19 protein-coding genes and 1 pseudogene are annotated in these 17691 nt (G+C 56.6%); 9 read left to right on the top strand and 11 right to left on the bottom strand.

Features of this window, described 5'->3' with window-relative positions:
* Nucleotides 1-65 precede the first annotated feature (65 nt).
* Nucleotides 66-311: pseudogene (locus F3I15_RS00910) on the top strand (terminase); the annotation flags it as partial.
* Nucleotides 312-611: 300 nt separating this feature from the next.
* Nucleotides 612-1508 carry a LysR family transcriptional regulator gene (locus tag F3I15_RS00905; RefSeq protein ID WP_150016210.1) on the top strand — a complete coding sequence of 299 codons (897 nt, stop codon included), beginning with the start codon at nt 612-614 and terminating at the stop codon, nt 1506-1508.
* Here F3I15_RS00905 and F3I15_RS00900 read toward each other — a convergent pair.
* The 10 genes from F3I15_RS00900 to F3I15_RS00850 form a co-directional block, all read right to left on the bottom strand.
* Entirely contained in the window at nt 1499-2620 is a 1122-nt protein-coding gene (locus F3I15_RS00900; RefSeq protein ID WP_150016209.1) for an oxidoreductase, read from the bottom strand. The two genes, F3I15_RS00905 and F3I15_RS00900, sit on opposite strands and share 10 nt — an antisense overlap.
* 194 nt (nt 2621-2814) lie before the next feature.
* Nucleotides 2815-3603, bottom strand: coding sequence for an enoyl-ACP reductase FabI (gene fabI, locus F3I15_RS00895; RefSeq protein ID WP_039384517.1), 789 nt, complete (start codon nt 3601-3603; stop codon nt 2815-2817).
* A 141-nt stretch (nt 3604-3744) separates the two neighbouring features.
* A complete protein-coding gene (sapF, locus tag F3I15_RS00890) occupies nt 3745-4548 on the bottom strand; it encodes a putrescine export ABC transporter ATP-binding protein SapF (protein ID WP_039384515.1) in 804 nt (267 codons plus the stop codon).
* Nucleotides 4548-5543 (bottom strand): putrescine export ABC transporter ATP-binding protein SapD, encoded by a 996-nt coding sequence (gene sapD, locus F3I15_RS00885; RefSeq protein ID WP_150016208.1) that lies wholly within the window; start codon nt 5541-5543, stop codon nt 4548-4550. The genes sapF and sapD overlap by 1 nt, the downstream gene beginning before the upstream one ends.
* The gene (gene sapC, locus F3I15_RS00880) at nt 5543-6433 is read right to left on the bottom strand and encodes a putrescine export ABC transporter permease SapC (RefSeq protein ID WP_150016207.1); all 891 of its coding nucleotides are present in this window, start codon (nt 6431-6433) and stop codon (nt 5543-5545) included. Before sapC ends, sapD begins: the two co-directional genes overlap by 1 nt.
* Nucleotides 6420-7385: a putrescine export ABC transporter permease SapB gene (gene sapB, locus F3I15_RS00875; protein WP_150016206.1), complete on the bottom strand. Its 966-nt coding sequence runs from the start codon at nt 7383-7385 to the stop codon at nt 6420-6422. The genes sapC and sapB overlap by 14 nt, the downstream gene beginning before the upstream one ends.
* Nucleotides 7386-7388: 3 nt before the next feature.
* Nucleotides 7389-9005 carry an ABC transporter substrate-binding protein SapA gene (sapA, locus tag F3I15_RS00870; protein ID WP_150016205.1) on the bottom strand — a complete coding sequence of 539 codons (1617 nt, stop codon included), beginning with the start codon at nt 9003-9005 and terminating at the stop codon, nt 7389-7391.
* 677 nt (nt 9006-9682) lie between these two features.
* Nucleotides 9683-10270 (bottom strand): hypothetical protein, encoded by a 588-nt coding sequence (locus F3I15_RS00860; RefSeq protein ID WP_150016203.1) that lies wholly within the window; start codon nt 10268-10270, stop codon nt 9683-9685.
* 232 nt (nt 10271-10502) lie between these two features.
* A complete protein-coding gene (locus F3I15_RS00855; RefSeq protein WP_150016202.1) occupies nt 10503-11009 on the bottom strand; it encodes a hypothetical protein in 507 nt (168 codons plus the stop codon).
* The gene (locus tag F3I15_RS00850; RefSeq protein ID WP_150016201.1) at nt 10985-11716 is read right to left on the bottom strand and encodes a hypothetical protein; all 732 of its coding nucleotides are present in this window, start codon (nt 11714-11716) and stop codon (nt 10985-10987) included. Before F3I15_RS00850 ends, F3I15_RS00855 begins: the two co-directional genes overlap by 25 nt.
* A gap of 290 nt (nt 11717-12006) precedes the next feature.
* Between F3I15_RS00850 and F3I15_RS00845 the strand changes: the two genes are divergently transcribed.
* Nucleotides 12007-12369 carry a hypothetical protein gene (locus F3I15_RS00845; protein WP_150016200.1) on the top strand — a complete coding sequence of 121 codons (363 nt, stop codon included), beginning with the start codon at nt 12007-12009 and terminating at the stop codon, nt 12367-12369.
* 17 nt (nt 12370-12386) lie between these two features.
* On the opposite strand, the gene pspF is transcribed toward F3I15_RS00845, so the two are convergent.
* Entirely contained in the window at nt 12387-13388 is a 1002-nt protein-coding gene (gene pspF, locus F3I15_RS00840) for a phage shock protein operon transcriptional activator (RefSeq protein ID WP_150016199.1), read from the bottom strand.
* Nucleotides 13389-13552: 164 nt separating this feature from the next.
* On the opposite strand from pspF, the gene pspA reads away from it, so the two are divergent.
* From pspA to F3I15_RS00810, 6 genes are read left to right on the top strand one after another with little or no spacing between them, the layout of a single operon-like run.
* On the top strand, nt 13553-14218 hold the full coding sequence (gene pspA / locus F3I15_RS00835; protein WP_071668851.1) for a phage shock protein PspA: 666 nt from the start codon (nt 13553-13555) through the stop codon (nt 14216-14218).
* Nucleotides 14219-14277: 59 nt separating this feature from the next.
* Nucleotides 14278-14502: an envelope stress response membrane protein PspB gene (pspB, locus tag F3I15_RS00830; RefSeq protein ID WP_039384488.1), complete on the top strand. Its 225-nt coding sequence runs from the start codon at nt 14278-14280 to the stop codon at nt 14500-14502.
* Nucleotides 14499-14846 (top strand): envelope stress response membrane protein PspC, encoded by a 348-nt coding sequence (gene pspC / locus F3I15_RS00825; protein ID WP_150016198.1) that lies wholly within the window; start codon nt 14499-14501, stop codon nt 14844-14846. Before pspB ends, pspC begins: the two co-directional genes overlap by 4 nt.
* A 46-nt stretch (nt 14847-14892) precedes the next feature.
* A complete protein-coding gene (pspD, locus tag F3I15_RS00820; RefSeq protein WP_039384485.1) occupies nt 14893-15141 on the top strand; it encodes a phage shock protein PspD in 249 nt (82 codons plus the stop codon).
* Nucleotides 15122-16519, top strand: a complete 1398-nt coding sequence (locus tag F3I15_RS00815; protein WP_150016197.1) for a YcjX family protein — start codon at nt 15122-15124, stop codon at nt 16517-16519. Before pspD ends, F3I15_RS00815 begins: the two co-directional genes overlap by 20 nt.
* Nucleotides 16516-17586, top strand: coding sequence for a YcjF family protein (locus tag F3I15_RS00810; RefSeq protein WP_150016196.1), 1071 nt, complete (start codon nt 16516-16518; stop codon nt 17584-17586). Before F3I15_RS00815 ends, F3I15_RS00810 begins: the two co-directional genes overlap by 4 nt.
* Nucleotides 17587-17691: the final 105 nt, after the last annotated feature.

Raw genomic sequence — 17691 nt, 5'->3', positions numbered from 1 at the left:
GTGGCGCCATTCAGCATAAGCATAAGGTCAGCGCAGAGGAGTTAACTGATAAATAGCTTGCCGCAATAATCATGGTTAGGCGCTGCGCGACAGATGATTTGTCGGGGCACGTGGTGGAGATTAATCCTCGCGCTAAGATGCTGGCGTTTCCGGCTATCAATGAGTCAGAAGAGGCGCTGGTGCCAGACCTGCACCCCGAGGATAAGCTACCCGAAACGATAGCGATCCCTGGAGATTACTTCTGGTCAGCCATGTATCAGCAGTTGCCTAAATAAGCCGGCGGCCCATTCGTCAAAGACGAGTGTATGCAGTAGGGTCTGCCTGAAGACCTGCCGGCAAGTTTCAACCTGGATATCCCGGACGGCTTCCTGCGAGTTGACTCAGCTGCGAAGGTAAACCCGGCAACGTTGCGTATCAGTGGAGCGACTATCCAGGGCTGGGGAAGATAACGTGCGAGGCGCGGAACAGAGATGTTTCATTTTGACATTCCTGCTGAGCTACCTGATCATCCGCACACTGTATCTGAGCAATTTTTTATTTATTACGCAGGTTAGTACATAATAATTTCATCAGACGTTTTGTAGTTAATAAGCCATTGATAGGTAATCAAAATAGACATAAAACAATTAATTTACCTGTGTAATCTTGAGCGGGAGCGCCATTTTGGCCGGGCGGCAGAAGCGAGTTTTGTCAGCCAGCCCACGCTCTCAATGCGGCTCAAAAATCTCGAGCGTGAGCTGGGGTTATCGCTGATTAACCGCAGTAATAACTTTGATGGCTTTACCCCGGAAGGTGAGCGGGTGCTGACCTGGGCGCGGGAAATTGTTTCCGTTTATCAGGGGCTGAAGCTGGAAGTTGAATCCCTCAAACATGGCGTAAACGGTACGCTGCGGCTGGGCGTAATGCCGCAGTGCAGCGTGGCGCTGCCGGCGCTGCTTAAAGCGGTCGAGGCGCGCTATCCTCAGCTGGACTATCGCGTCGCAGCGATGAGCGCCGATCAACTACTGGAAGCGCTAAACAGCCATACCGTTGACGGCGGGATCGGCTTTTTTGAGCTGACCGCTCTGCGCGAACTGCACTTTCAGACGGCACTGCTGAACGACGGCGGAGTGGAAGCGATTTTTAACCCGCAGCACTTTCCGGCGCTGCTGAAGCAGCAGCGGCTCTCACTGCATACCCTGGCGGCGCAGCCGCTCTGTCTGGCTGAACCCACGCGCTATTTCCGGCGTTATCTGGACGGGCAGCTGCGCGAAACCGGCCTGCTGCCGCGTGTAATCGTTGAGAGCGCATCTATTATGCAGCTGCTGCAGAGCGCGCAGGTTGGTCTCGGCGTGATGGTTTCACCGTGCGGACATCTGCTGCCAGAGCTGCTGCAGAATCTGGCGCGCCGCCCGATCGATATGGCTCCGATGGGACGGCAGGCTGCGCTGGTGATCGCAGAGCCGGGGCGTGCTTCACCGCTGGCGCAGCACTTTTTTGATGAGGCGCGCCGCCATCTTCATGACTGACGCGTCTCTGCCAGCGCCATAGTAAGCCGGTCCTCCCAGCTGGCCAGCGCCACTCTCTGCAACAGCGTAAACAGGGCGGTATGATCCCAGCCGCTATTGATCAGCGGCTGCAGGTGGGCGGCACTGAACCGATCGGGCTGACGCGTCAGCTGCCCGCTCAGCGCAGCCACTGCGTCGCGATTATGCGCCGCGTCAGCCAGCAACGCTTCACGCCGCTCACCGGCGTAGCGTGTAAAACGCTGACGACAGCCGTGAATACGCGCGCTGACCGCCAGCGCCAGCGCTTCCGCCTCCGGGTTAACCGATATCATCTGCTGTTTCAGGCGCTGCAGGCCGCTCAGAACCGGCGCATCATACATCAGCAGCCAGCTCAGCGGCTCCAGATCGCTATCATTCAGACAGTCAGCCTGCGCGCTCAGCTGCTGCGGGCTGGCGTAGCGTCGCTCCAGCGGCTTCAGCCCGGGCGAGCAGAGATGATCGTCAGCAAACAGCGTGGCGCAGGCGTCGGGCGGCACTGATGCGCCGGGGATCCAGCGTACCGGCTGTGCCAGCAGCGCCTGCACGCCAGCCACCATCCGCGCCTGAAATCCTGTGAAACCGATAATCTGGGTCAGCGTGATGATATCGGGTTCTGTCAGTCCCACCGCCTCCAGTGCACCGAGGCTGTGGGCGTTAATCAGCGCCGGCTGCATCGCCAGCTGACGGGCATACTGCGTCATCTGCGTCAGGCGATTGTTGCTCTCGCGGGAAGAGTCGGGACCGGGGAGCGGGTTAAGGCGCGCTGAGTAGTGATTGCACAGGCGCTGAACGCCCGCTACCTGGGCGACCGTCAGGGCCGCGCTCAGCCGGTCATAGAGTGTCAGCGTATGCGTTTGCGACGCCGTCAGGCTGTCAGGAAACAGCAGCTGGCTGACATCGCGAGCCGCCAGCAGCGCCGGCTGAAAATGACGAAACAGCGGCTGTAAAACCGTTGCTTCCTGCTGCAAACCGAGCAGAAATCTATCGTTAACCAGGGCGGCCTCGGGGACCAGCGGGGCGGTGGTGGAGGTGTATGGGCGAGCCTGGCTTTCATACAGCCAGAGGTTATGGCCGGTAAAACGGCGTTGTTCCATAATCCATCCTTTCGCTAAATTCGGGCTGAGCGTACGACGGGAAATTCTGAAAAGCGTGTCGCCACTCGGGGGCAGGCTTATCGTCGCTGATGGTCAGGCGCAGGCAAAAGAATGAAGGGGAATAATTAATATCGAATGGGTATATAGTGCGGTCAGAGAGGGAGTGGGGCGAGTCAGGCTCGCCCCTGCAGAACTTATTTCAGTTCCAGCTCGTTCATCGCAGCAATGCTAAAGCCGCCATCAACGTGAACAACTTCACCGGTGATACCACCTGCCAGGTCGGAGCACAGGAAGGCCGCAGAGTTACCTACGTCTTCAATGGTCACCGTACGGCGAATCGGGGTAACCGCTTCACAGTGGGAGAGCATCTTACGGAAATCTTTGATGCCGGAGGCTGCCAGGGTACGGATTGGACCCGCAGATACGGCGTTGACGCGCACGCCTTCCGGACCCATTGCGTTAGCCATGTAGCGTACGTTAGCTTCCAGCGACGCTTTCGCCAGACCCATAACGTTGTAGTTTGGAATAGCACGCTCTGCGCCCAGATAAGAGAGGGTCAGCAGGGCTGCATTCGGGTTCAGCATCGCGCGGCACTCTTTGGCCATCGCCACAAAGCTGTAAGCGCTGATGTCGTGCGCGATTTTGAAGCCTTCGCGGGTCACGGCGTTGACGTAGTCACCATCCAGCTGATCGCCCGGGGCAAAGCCGATAGAGTGCACGAAACCGTCAAATTTTGGCCAGGTTTTTGCCAGCTCAGTGAACAGGGCAGTGATGCTCTCATCTTCTGCCACATCGCAAGGCAGAACAATGTCTGAACCCAATTCTTTAGCGAACTCTTCCACACGACCTTTCAGTTTGTCGTTCTGGTAGGTGAAAGCCAGTTCTGCGCCCTGCTTATGCATCGCCTGCGCAATACCGTAGGCGATGGAGAGTTTACTGGCAACGCCAGTAATCAGAATGCGCTTACCGGAAAGAAAACCCATAGCTGTAATCCTTATGGTCATTGTTGTTGGCGGTCGCGATGATTAAAAAGTATACGACCGACGTTAATCGACGTGCGGATTCTAGCACGTCTGTGTCAAATACGGTAAACCGCACCGCGTTTTCCGCGAGACGGGCGCCATTCAGAGCGCGCGCCGCCAGGCTTCAGCGGTCAGCGCTTCACCAAAGTGGCTGGCGATGAGCCTTTTGGTCAGCTCATGCAGCGGCGAGGCTAAAACATCTGCGGTGCCGCCGCGCTCAACCACTTCACCCTGATGCATCACCAGCACCTGATCGCTGATATGTTTCATCATGCCAAGATGCTGCGTGACGTAGATATAGGCGATGCCATGTTTCTCCTGCAGCTCCAGCATCAGGTTAACCAGCTGAGAGCGCATGGTCATATCCAGCGAGGCGAGCGCCTCATCGGCCACGATCACTTTGGGCTGCAGGATCAGCGCCCGCGCCAGCGCCAGGCGCTGCTTCTGGCCCGGCGCCAGCATATGCGGATAGTATCCTGCATGGTCGCGCAGCAGCCCGACCTGACGCAGCGTGCTGATAATACGCTGCTCGCGCGCCTCATCATCCAGCTCCGTGTTCAGACGCAGCGGCAGGTCGAGGATCTGACTGACGCGCTGGCGCGGATTCAGCGAGGTCGACGGGTCCTGAAAAATCATCCGGATGCGCTGGCTGCGATAGCCGTAGTCGCCGTAGCTCAGCGGGTGATCGTCAATCAGCATTTCACCGGCACTGGGAGCCACCATGCCGCTCAGCATCTTGGCCAGCGTTGATTTGCCGGAGCCGTTCTCGCCAATAATTGCCAGCGTCTGCTTTTCACGCAGCGTGAAACTGACATTTTTTACCGCCTCGACGTGCTGGCGACGAAACAGCCCGGTGCGATAGCGATAGGTTTTGCTCAGGTTGCGTACTTCCAGCAGGGTTTCCATTACTGACGCTCCCGGTTAAGCGGAAAGTGACAGGCAAACAGATGCGATTTACTGCCGGTCAGGCGCGGCGTTTCAACGCATTTGCGCTGCGCGTAAGGGCAGCGCGGGCCGAGCCGGCAGCCAATCGGCAGATGCTCCAGCGACGGAATCGCGCCGGAAAGCGTGTTCAGACGGCTTTTGTGCGGCAGCGCGCTGCCAAAATCGGGCATGGCGCGGATCAGCGCCTGGGTGTAGGGGTGGTGCGGCGTGCTCATCAGCTCCTCGCTCTGCGCGGTCTCCACCGTCTGTCCGCAATACATCACGTTAATGCGGTCAGCCCATTTGCTCATGGTGCGCAGATCGTGGCTGATCAGCAGAATCGTGGTGTTGTTATTCTGGTTCAGGCGGCTCAGCAGGCGAAATATCTGCGCCTGGGTAGTAGGCTCCATGGCGTTAGTTGGCTCATCGGCAATCAGCAGGCGCGGCTGATTTGCCAGCGCAATCGCTATCATCACTTTCTGACACTCGCCCTCGGTAAGTTCGTAGGGAAAGCTGCGCATAATATCTTTGTGATCGCGAATACCTACCCGGTGCAGTAATTCAATAGCGCGTGCTTTACGCCAGAACCACAGGCGCTGATACCAGCGGCCCTTATGCGTCCAGCATGGGATCGCCTGCATCAGCTGGCGGCCGACGCTCTCCGAGGGATCGAGACAGGATTGCGGCTCCTGAAAAATCATCGAGACATTGTGCCCCATGATTTTACGCCGTTCGCGCGGGGAAAGACGCTGCAGATCGATGTCGTCAAATACCATGCGATCGGCGGTTACGCGCCAGTTATCTTTCGTTACGCCGCAGATCGCTTTAGCCACCAGGCTTTTTCCGGAACCTGATTCACCCACCAGCCCGCGGATCTCTCCTTCGCTCAGCGTCAGATTAATGCGATCCACCGCCTTGACCGGGCCTTCCGGCGTCATAAATTCAATCGTCAGATTGCGGATATCCAGTAACGGCATTATTCAGCTCCCGCCTCAACCGCGCGACGGATACCGTCGCCCAGCAGATTAACGATCAGGACGCTTATCATCAGCGCCGCACCCGGCAGCATCACCGTCCAGGGCGCAACATAGATCAGCTCCAGCGCATCTCCCAGCATCGCTCCCCATTCCGGCGAAGGGAGCTGCGCGCCCAGGTCCAGGAAGCCCAGCGCGGCGATATCAAGAATGGCCATTGACAGTGAGCGGGTAAACTCACCAATCAGCAGCGGCAGAATGTTGGGCAGCACTGCGTTCCAGAGAATGCTGAGATTGCGGGCGCCGTCCAGACGCAGCGCCACGACATACTCTTTCTCCAGCTCATCGTGCACGGCGGTGTAGATCTCCCGTACCAGCCGCGGGATCAGCGCCAGCAGCACCGCCAGCATGGCGTGCGCCAGCTGCGGCCCGAGAAAAGCAACCACGATAATCGCCAGCAGCAGTGACGGAATTGACAGCAGCGTATCCAGAACGTGGTTCATCACGGCGGAACGCACGCCGCGCGTCATGCCCGCCAGAATACCCAGCAGCAGCGCGGCCAGCGCGGCCAGCAGCGTCACCATCAGCGCGGAACCCACCGTCGGCGCCACGCCGCTCAGCAGGCGGCTCAGCACATCACGGCCCAGGTCATCAGTACCGAGGAAAAATGAGACGTCACCATAGCGTGACCAGGAGGGCGGCAGCAGCTGATAGCCCAGAAACTGCTGATCGATGCCGTACGGCGCGATCAGCCGGCCAAACAGGCAGAGCAGCAGAAGCGTGCCGAAGCCATACAGGCCGATCATCGCGCCCGTATCGCGGTAGAAGTGATGCCAGCTGAGGCGCAGCGTGCTTGGCAGCCGCTTCTCGGCGTAAACGTTATCGATGGGCATACCACTCCTTGTGCTTTAGCGGGTTCAGGGCGGCGCCAAGAATATCAGAGAGAACGCTGACGATAATCACCAGCCCGCCCGCCACCATTACGCCGGCAGAAATGGCCGCATAATCCTGCTGGCGGATGGCGTTAATCAGCCAGCGCCCCAGACCCGGCCAGTTGAAAACGACTTCGGTGATCATCGCCAGCGTCAGCATGGTCGAAAATTGCAGCCCCAGCCGCGGGATCACTGGCGGCAGGGCGTTATGCAGCACGTGACGGCGGATCACGGTGAAGCGCGACAGGCCGCGGGTGGCCGCCGCTTTAACATAGTTTTTATCCATCACTTCACTGGTGCTGATGCGCAGCAGCCGGATCACTTCAGTGGTGGGTGCCACGGCGAGTACGATTACCGGCAGCACCATATGTGACAGCGCGCTCAGCAGCATCTCATGACGCCAGCGCGACGGGCTCAGCCAGGCGTCGATCAGCGCAAACCCGGTGACATTCTGCACCGGATAAAGCAGGTCAAATCGACCCGATACCGGCAGCCAGCCGAGCGTAAGTGAAAAGAACAGGGTAAACAGTAGCGCCAGCCAGAATACCGGCATGGAAAAGCCCAGCAGCGCCAGCGCGCTGATCGCTCTGTCCGGCCATTTTTTACGCATGACGCCGGCGCAGATACCGAGCGGGATCCCGGCCAGCAGCGCGAGCATAAACGCGAGCACGCACAGCTCCAGCGTGGCGGGGAAGACTTCACGCAGCTGCAGATCAACCGGCAGCCCGTTAATGCTGGAGACGCCAAAATCAAACTGCAGCAAACCCTGGGTCCAGAACCACCACGCATCGAGAAGCGACGCGCCTTCCAGCGGCGCATTCGGGGTGAAATAGCTCAGGCTGAAGCTCACCAGCGACAGCAGAAACAGGGTGATCACCAGCAGCAGCATACGACGCAGTAAATAGATAATCATCGGTTACTCTCCGCTCTGCTCATCACGATGTACGCCGGCGAAAGAGGCATTGCCAAACGGGCTCAGTACCAGCCCCTGAATGTCGTGCCGGTATGCCTGCACGCGCAGTGAAGAGGCGAGCGGCAATACCGGCAGCTCCTGAGCGAGCAGCTGCTGGGCACGGTCATAGCTCTCAATCCGTGCGGAGAGCTGCTGAGAGAGCAGGGCGCGCTGCAGAGACTCATCGAATGCCGGAGAACACCAGTGAGCATAGTTGGTCTGCGAACGGATCGCCGCACAGCTGAGCAGCGGACGGAAGAAGCTGTCGGGATCGTTGCTGTCGGTGGCCCAGCCGCTCAGGGTTAAATCGTGGTTCATCGCCATCAGCTGCGCTTCCTGAAAACGGCCTTCAACCGGGGTGATAATAACGTTAACGCCGACCTGCGCCAGATCTGCCTGCAGCAGCTCTGCGGTTTTAAGCGGGCTGGGGTTCCAGGACATGGAGGTGGTTGGCACCACCAGGCGCAGCGTCAGGTTTTCGATGCCGAGGGCTTTCAGCGCCGCGCGCGATTTGTCCGGATTATATTCCGTTACGCGGGCGTCGCTGTCATAAGCCCAGGAGGCGCGCGGCAGGATAGAGGCAGCGGTTTCCGCCGTGCCATAATAAATGGACTCCATCAGGCGCTCATTATTGATTGCCAGCGCCAGCGCGTGCCGCACTTCGGGCCGGTCCAGCGGCGCTTTGCGGGTATTAAACGCCAGATAAGCGATATTCATGCCGGGGCGCAGCGTCATGCGTAAACGCGGATCGTCGCGCAGGATCGAGAGCTGACTCGCCGCCGGATAAGCCAGCACGTCACACTCGCCGGTCAGCAGTTTTGACAGACGACCGGTGCCGCCAACGCCCAGGTCAATCACCACCTGCTGCAGGCGCGGTACGCCTTTCCAGTACCAGGGATTACGCGCCAGGCGCAGATACTGTCCGGTACGATACTCGCTCAGCTGATAGGGCCCGGTGCCCACCGGTTCGCGATCCAGCTTCTCCTGCTGCCCTTTGGCATCCAGCTGCGCGGCATACTCCTGTGACAGCACCGGCGCATAATGGGTGGCGATATGCCATAAAAAGGAGGCGTCGGGCGCGTTCAGGCGGATCTCTACGGTATAGCGATCCAGCTTCCTGACGCTCTGGACAGAGTCGGCAAACTGCAGGCTGTCAAAATAGGGATAGCTGCCGCCGTTAACGTTATGCCACGGATGGTGCCGGTCAAACATCCGCGCAAAACTGAATACCACATCATCGGCGTTCAGCGTGCGGCGGGGCGTAAAGCTGGCGGTATGCTGGAAAGAGACATTTCGCCGCAGATGAAAACGATAGGTTGCGCCGTTATCGCGCACTTCCCAGCTCTGCGCCAGATCGGGTATTAAACGATAAGTATAAGGGTCAACATCCAGCAGTCTGTCATAGAGCTGCGCGGCCAGGGTATCAACCACCAGGCCACTGCTGACCATCTGCGGGTTAAAGGTGTTAACGCTGCCGTTTACACAATAGACAAAGCCGGTCTGACGGATCGATTCCGCAGGCGCAGCAGACGCGCTCAAAGCGCTGAAACTCAGCAGCAGCGAGAAGAGAATTTTTAGCATAGAACTCAACGATTCTGAGGCAATAGCCAGAGTGTATCGCAAACCAGGGAGAGTTCCCAAACTCCCCTGCATACCCGCAGCAATAACAGTCATATTGCCCAAAAAACAGGCGCAATAAGTGTGTGGGAATGAGAAAAATTCTCAATAAAGCTTTACAGATGATAATAGGAATGATTATTATTCTCCTGCGCTTCACCGGTGGCTCTGCCGGAGAAGAGCACGACATTGCTCACATTGCTTCCAGTATTATGTTGCCCGCCCTGTGCGGGCTTTTTTTTCTTCCTGACTGGCGCGGCAGCTGTGTTGGCTGCGTTCAGCAGAACCGGTCACATACTGCTGTATGCTCCCGGTCTCCGCTTCACTTGCCGCCTTGCTGCCACACCAGTCAGTTTGNGGCTGCGTTCAGCAGAACCGGTCACATACTGCTGTATGCTCCCGGTCTCCGCTTCACTTGCCGCCTTGCTGCCACACCAGTCAGTTTGAAAAAAGCCCGTCTGGTCTGCGGCAGCTGTACTGGCTGCGTTCAGCAGAACCGGTCACATACTGATATACACGCAGCTTATATCATGTCAGGCAGAACAGAATGGAGATAAAACAGCAGGTCAAAATAAAGCCGGTCGTTAAAATAAATTTCATGCGTATGACGGTTATTAAAAATCATGTACGGCAGAAAGCAATCAGCCTGGTATATAGTAAGGCTGACTGCTGAAACAGCGCTCCGAAAAACAGCGGCTGCGCCGGATATAACCCGATTCTTCAAGGCGTAAACGGATTATTTCCCGGCAGAAGATCTCCTGCGCACCGGCACGCCAGACCGAAATAGCTTTCAGGTAGGTCGCGTTATTTTTGATGCCCAGTCGGCTAAACGCAGCGTTTTTAAAATTAAACCAGGTTTTATAATCTACTCCCATTCTGCAGCGTGACATCTCCTCACTCATTCCACGGCCGGTATCAAGCAGAACGCGTTTCTGGCCGGTGGAAACTGATATGTGCCAGAAAGCACCGCGCTGAAATTTTTGCAGTAAACCACGCAGACGCTCAATATTCGTATTACGCGGTACAACAATTTTCAGGCGCTCCAGAAACAGTGCAACCGAATCTCCCGTCAGAGAGTGGCCGCCGCTGTTGGGTCTTGCATCAAGAAAGTAAAGGTTACTGATACCATCATCCATGATAAGCAGTGGGAAATGGCTCAGATAATCATTATCGCGGTAGAGTTGTTCAAACCCCCACTGAAAGAAAATATCATCCGTAATCAGAATCATTGCTCAGGCTCGCTATCAACTTATGCCCGGCGTGCAATTCAGGGCATGAAAAATGAATAATCTGCTTGAAAAGAATGATGACGTACGGCGTGTGGCAGCGGAATAAAGGTAAGGTATTTACCTTTTATTACGCATTAAATTCTAGCTGAATCAGATTTCGAAGCATTTAAGTTTGGTATCAGGCCCTGTATCTCATCTTCAGCGCTTAAGTCAGCGTCCGAAAACGATCGGCTTAGTGCGGCTCAGTAACTCTGCAGGCATAAAGCGGGAAAGCGAGACCCGAGAATAACCAGACGCCGGGAGCCACCTGCTCGATTCGGGTGATATGTGTCTGCCTTCCCGCCTCAGGACGCAGGCGATGCATTATTGCATCCGGCACGGCATCATCGAACGCTTTATTTCCCGATGCGAGAGTGAGTCTGAAAGCATCTTCTTCCACCGCTGCAAGGGTAAAAGTATAAAAGCGATTATACCGCCACTGCTTACCGTTTGCGGTTACTGTCCCGGTATCGTGAGCAAACCCCTGCTGATGCAGAATCGTTACCACGCGTGAAAAACGCGCCTGCACGGAAGCCGAAGCCATACTTTCTGTAATCGTGGCAGTGCACTGCTTCATCTCAGGATAGGGATTCGCATTGATGATAAGCCTGACCACAACGCCGGTGGTCAGCAGGAGAAACAGAATCAGCAGGCTGAGATGCAGAGGGGAGCGTATTATTTTTCGATATAGTTGATACATTGCCGATCATCCTGCGGACAAACCGCAATCATAGAATAGCGCTGGCCAGACAGTTTGCTGTCGCGGATACCATCAATAGTCACTGCGGGACGCTGGCAGAGTGCAAAGTCATCCAGTTTCTCTCTGAGGCCGCTGAGGCTGCCCCGATCGCCACGCTCAATCGTAATGCAGCCCGGTCTGGCCGTTAAAAAAGAAGCTGTGACGGCTGTAATAATTATCAGCAGAAGAATCGAGGCCGGCAGCAGAAACCGGCGTCTGTGCGGCGCTGGCATTCTCTTTGCTGACGCAAGAGATTCGGTTGCCGACGCGGGATATTCTGTTACTGCAGCGCTGAAAATAATGCCCTGATGCGGCACGGTGGCAAGCACCTCGCGTTCAGCGCCCAGGTCGCTGAGGTAACGCCGCAGCAGGCTCAGGCTTTTGTTCACATTGGCTTCTGAGCCGGAATAAGGAGAGTGATCGAGTGCCCGCTGACCGAGCTCTGCTTTGGTCCATATCTGATCCGGATAGGAGATGAAAAAATCGAGCAAAATAGCGACAGAGCCGGGTGTAATGCTTATTTTGTTATCGGCATCATCACGGTGAGACAGGGTTTTCGCCTTAGCGTCATAAATTATGGTGTGGTTAATAAGGTAGCGCATGAACAGCGAATGATAATCCTGTGAGGCGGAAAGCGGCGACTGCTTATGATAGCGCATAGAGATCATACAATGCCACTACCTGAAAAGAAAAGCGGCTGGCTGAACCAGGAATAATCTGTCAGCAGAAAGAAAATGAGGTTCCCGTTTATTAATATCAAGAAAATAGTTCGCCGCGAGCTGATTTAAATATTTTCTAAACTGCGTTAAATATTTAATAAATCTCTTTTTTCTTAAAGTGCGGAGAGCTGTTTATCCTGTTTATAGCAGGTGATAAAGTTGCGCTTTCCCTCCTGTATATTTAAAGGAATAATGTCAGCAATTAACGATAACTGTTGCTGCTATTTAATACGTCATTCATGCTTAAACCTGTAAAGTATTTTGTCAGCGATCATGCGCTGAGTGGATTTTTGTTGCATCGCGCTGGTTGCCTGCATTTGCCTGCGGCCAACGCGCGCACTTTTATTGGCAGTTGTTATTCAAAAGAGCAGGCACTTTCCGTTTCACAGACAAATTATCGTGGCGTTAAATTGTGTCTGGACTGCCTGATTCCGATGGAAACAGCGTCATTTCTGCCGCCGGCAGTAAAATCCGGCAGCAAAAAAAAGCAGAAGACTTCGCCTAAAGAGAAAGCTGAAATGATCTATCTGCCTGCTGAACGCAAAAGCCGTAAGCGAATCATGAAAGTGAAAGCGGTCAGACATCTGCCGAAAATGTCCTGAGCCTCCGGTATGGATACTCAGGGCAGCTCTTTCACTTCAACATCATGCTTTTTCATCATTGCCCGCAGCTGATGATAGGTCACACCCAGCAGGCTGGCCGCACGTCGCTGGTTAAACTTTGCCTGCTGCAGGCTCATTTCCAGCAGCGCGCGCTCCTGCTGATACTGCCACTGGCGCAAATCGAGCGGCAGCGCGGGCAGGGCTGCTGATTCGGCAGGGCGCTGCGGCTCTGCGGAATCAGCGGCACATGAAGCAAACGGATTGATGATGATCGTGTCCAGCGGCTCTTCGGTGCTGCGGTGACGGTACACGGAACGCTCTACGACATTCTTCAGTTCGCGCACGTTGCCGGGCCAGCTGTGATCCAGCAACTCCCGCCGCGCACGTTCGCTGAAGCCTGGAAACAGCGGCAGACGCAGCTCGCGACACATCTGAATAGCAAAATGCTCCGCCATAAGCAGAATATCGCTGCGTCGCTGGCGCAGCGGCGGCAGCTGCACCACATCAAAGGCGAGACGATCCAGCAGGTCCGCCCGGAATTTTCCGGCAGCAGCGAGTGCGGGCAGATCTTCATTGGTGGCGCAGACCAGGCGTACATTAACCTGCAGCGCGTGATTACCGCCAACGCGCTCCAGCTGGCCATATTCGATTACGCGCAGCAGCTTCTCCTGAACCAGCATTGGTGCGTTTGCCAGCTCATCAAGAAACAGCGTGCCGCCATCGGCGCGCTCAAAGCGGCCAAGATGACGCTTCTGCGCGCCGGTAAAAGCGCCCGCCTCATGCCCGAAGAGCTCCGAGTCAAGCAGGCTCTCATTAAGCGCGGCACAGTTAAGCGAGATAAAAGGGCCCTGCCAGCGTTCAGACAAATAGTGCAGCCGGCTGGCGATCAGCTCTTTACCGGTGCCGCGCTCACCTATCACCAGCACCGGTTTTTCCAGCGGCGCCAGCTGAGACACCTGCTCCAGCATCTCAAGAAAATTATTCGACTCACCCAGCAGATTATCGTTGCCATTAGCCATGATGAATTTCACCAACAGTTGTGTAATTTACTCATCCTGGCCTTTCACAGCAGGAATGTAAACCCGTTGCAGTCAAGAAAATCAGCTACTTAAAAGTTGGCACGCATCTTGTAAGCAGTACAGGCGTCCCGACCATATACATGACAATATTGAGGAACATCATTATGGGTATTTTTTCTCGTTTCGCTGACATCGTAAACGCTAACATCAACTCGCTGCTTGAGCGCGCAGAAGATCCGCAGAAACTGGTACGCCTGATGATTCAGGAAATGGAAGACACGCTGGTTGAGGTACGTTCAACTTCAGCACGCGCGCTGGCTGAGAAAAAGCAGCTGCTGCGCCGTATTGAACAGGCTGAAGTCCAGCAGTCGGAGTGGCAGGAAAAAGCGGAGCTGGCGATCAGCAAAGAGAAAGAGGATCTGGCACGCTCTGCGCTGATTGAAAAACAGAAACTCACCGATCTGATTAGCCTGCTGCAGCAGGAGTCCACGCAGGTGGATGAGACGCTGGAGCGTATGAAAGGCGAGATCGGCGAGCTGGAAAACAAACTTGGCGAAACCCGCGCCCGCCAGCAGGCGCTGACGCTGCGCCATCAGGCGGCTTCCTCATCACGCGATGTTCGTCGTCAGCTCGACAGCGGTAAAATTGATGATGCGATGGCGCGCTTTGAGTCCTTTGAGCGTCGTATCGACCATATGGAAGCTGAAGCGGAAAGCCAGCGCTTTGGTAAATCAAAAACGCTGGATCAGCAGTTTGCTGAGCTGAAAGCTGATGATGAAATCAGCCAGCAGCTTGCCGCGCTGAAAGCCAGAATGAACCGCGGTGAGTGATCGCGTCCGGGTCCGTTTTCGGGCCCGGCTGAAACAGTGTAGATGATTAAGGAGAGTCAATGAGCGCACTTTTTCTTGCCATACCCCTGACAATTTTTGTGCTGTTTGTCGCGCCCATCTGGTTATGGCTGCATTACAGCAACCGGCGTAGCGCAGGTGAACTGTCGAATAATGATATGCAGCGGCTGCAGCAGCTGACGCAGGAGGCGCAACGTATGCGCGAACGCGTTCAGGCGCTGGAAGCGATTCTTGATGCGGAGCATCCAAACTGGAGGCAGCCATGACAGGCGATCGTAAACTCTGGCGCATTCCGCAGCAGGGTAAAGTACGCGGCGTGTGTGCCGGCCTAGCGGAATATCTCGACATCCCGGTGCGTCTGCTGCGCGTTATCGTCGTGCTGTCACTCTTCTTTGGTCTGTTTATGATCACCGTGACTGCCTATTTTATTCTTGGCTATGTGCTGGATGAGAAACCGGCCACGCTTCCCGATCAAAAGCAGCCCACGGCCCGGGAACTGCTGGATGAACTGGCGCTGAACCTGAGCCAGGATGAGCGGAGCGTTCGTGATGTAGAACGTTACGTAACCTCTGAAACCTTCAGCGTACGCAGCCGTTTCCGTCAGCTCTGATCCCCGGACCCTCGCGGGTCCGCATCTCAACTCATGAGGGGGCTTTATGCACACTCAGCGAATGACTGCTCTGCGCCGTCGCGCAACGCCTGCGTTGAAGTCGGCCGGAAAATTCATCATTATCAGTGCGGTAACATATGGTCCCGGCGGGCTCGCCGGCTGGGCTGTTAAATCGGTGGCGCGCCGTCCGCTGCGCCTGTTGCTGGCGGCCGCCCTGGAACCGCTGCTGAGCAGGGCGTTTCGCCGTCTGTCAGCGCGATTCATCAGGGAGAACGATGAAAAAACTGCAAAATGAACTTGTCGCGTTGATGAACCGCGGCGTGGATCGTCATCTGCGCCTGGCGGTCACCGGACTGAGCCGCAGCGGCAAGACCGCGTTTATTACCTCGCTGGTCAATCAGCTGCTCAACGTCCATCACGGCGCGCGCCTGCCGCTATTTTCAGTGGTACGCGAAGAGCGTTTACTTGGCGTTAAGCGCGTGCCGCAGCGCGAGCTCGGTACGCCGCGCTTTACCTATGATGAAGGGCTGGCTCAGCTCTACGGCGCGCCACCTGCATGGCCCACCCCAACGCGCGGCGTCAGCGAAATGTGCCTCGCGCTGCGCTACCGGCCTGACAACTCGCTGCTGCGCCACTTCAAAGATACCGCCACGCTCTATCTTGAGATCGTTGACTATCCTGGTGAATGGCTGCTCGACCTGCCCATGCTGGCGCAGGATTATGTCAGCTGGTCGCGGCAGATGCGCGGACTGCTGCAGGGCGACAGAGAGAGATGGTCAGCCCGCTGGCGTGAGCTCTGCCATAACTTCGATCCGCTGGCACCCGCTAATGAAAACCAGCTGGCAGAGATTGCCGCCGCCTGGACAGATTATCTGCACCACTGCAAAAGCCAGGGGCTGCACTTTATTCAGCCGGGCCGCTTTGTGCTGCCGGGCGAGATGGCGGGCGCGCCGGCGCTGCAGTTTTTTCCGTGGCCCGATGCGGATGAGCAGGCTGTGAGCAAACTGGCACAGGCGCCGGCCGGCAGTAATTTTGCCGTACTGCAGCAGCGGTATAACTACTATTGTTCGCACGTGGTGAAAGGCTTTTATAAAAATTATTTTCTGCGTTTTGACCGGCAGATTGTGCTGGTGGACTGCCTGCAGCCGCTGAACAGCGGACCGCAGGCGTTTAATGATATGCGTCTGGCGCTGACCCAGCTCATGCAGAGTTTTCATTACGGCCAGCGGACTCTGTTCCGGCGCCTCTTCTCCCCGGTGATAGACAAGCTGCTGTTTGCCGCAACGAAAGCCGATCACATCACCGCCGATCAGCACGCCAATATGGTGTCGCTGCTGCAGCAGCTGGTACAGGATGCCTGGCAGAACGCCGCGTTTGAAGGTATCAGCATGGATTGCCTCGGACTGGCCTCCATACAGGCTACCGAAAGTGGCCTGGTGGATCACCGGGGCGAGAAGCTGCCGGCACTGCGCGGTGAGCGGCTGACAGATGGTGAACCGCTTACTGTTTATCCGGGTGAGGTACCGCCCCGTTTGCCGGGTAACAGCTTCTGGCAGCAGCAGGGGTTTCAGTTTGAGCAATTCCGGCCGCAATCGCTGGATATAGATCGGCCTCTGCCGCATATCCGCATGGATGCCGCGCTGGAATTTTTATTGGGAGATAAATTGCGATGAGTGATGAGACGCCGTTAAAAGCGCGAATCGATTTTGCCCGTCCGCTCAGCAGCGATGCGCAGCCGCCGCTGCGTGCTGCGCAGACTTTTGACGTCAAAACCGCCGATTTTGTCGCGGCGACCGGGGCAGATCCGCTGCCTGAAGGCGCCGGTGAAAAGAGGGTGGAGGCGGCGCTGCGACCCAGGCGCAGCCTGTGGCGTAAAATAGCCGCTGCGGGCGTGGCGGTGTTCGCCGTCAGCGTGCTGGCTCAGGGCGTACAGTTTATGCACGATGCGTGGCAGGCGCGCGACTGGTTTGCCCTGGGCAGCGGCGCGGCAGGCGGGCTGATTGTGCTGGCCGGCGCCGGCGCACTGATTGCGGAGTGGCGGCGTCTGTGGCGGCTGCGCCAGCGCGCAGAATCGCGCGATGTGGCGCGTGACCTGCTGCAGAGTCACGGCATCGGCAAAGCACGCGCCTTTTGTGAAAATCTGGCGCAGCAGGCGCGGCTCGATCAGGCGCATCCGGCGCTGCAGCGCTGGTATGCTGCGCTGCATGAGACGCATAACGATCGCGAAACTGTCACGCTCTACGCACAGCTGGTGCAGCCGGTACTCGATCGCCAGGCGCGCAGTGAAATCAGCCGCCACGCGGCGGAGTCAACCCTGATGATTGCCGTCAGCCCGCTGGCGCTGGTAGATATGGCGTTTATCGCCTGGCGTAACCTGCGGCTGGTGAACCGTATCGCCGCGATTTACGGCATCGAACTGGGCTATTTCAGCCGTATCCGCCTGTTTCGCCTGGTACTGCTCAATATGGCCTTTGCCGGCGCGTCTGAACTGGTGCGCGAAGTGGGGATGGACTGGATGTCGCAGGATATCGCGGCGCGTCTTTCAGCCCGCGCCGCACAGGGTATCGGTGCCGGATTGCTGACCGCGCGATTGGGTATAAAAGCGATGGAGCTGTGCCGCCCGCTGCCGTGGCTGGAGGAGGATAAACCCCGGCTTGGTGACTTCCGTCGCGACCTGGTGAGCCAGCTTAAAACTGCGCTGGCAAAAGGCAGCTCCGCCTCAGAGCAGAGTGCTAAATAATCAGCTTTCCTGTTAATTTCATTCTGCTCTCATACTAAAAGGCAACGTAAACGTTGCCTTTTTCACTTCTTCCCGGCATAAGCAGCTCTTTATTCCCCGGCAGAA

Origin of the sequence: Pantoea sp. M_9 (genome assembly GCF_008631385.1) — a bacterium.
Lineage (GTDB): Bacteria > Pseudomonadota > Gammaproteobacteria > Enterobacterales > Enterobacteriaceae > Pantoea > Pantoea eucrina.
This window is presented reverse-complemented; position numbering and strand designations above follow the sequence as displayed.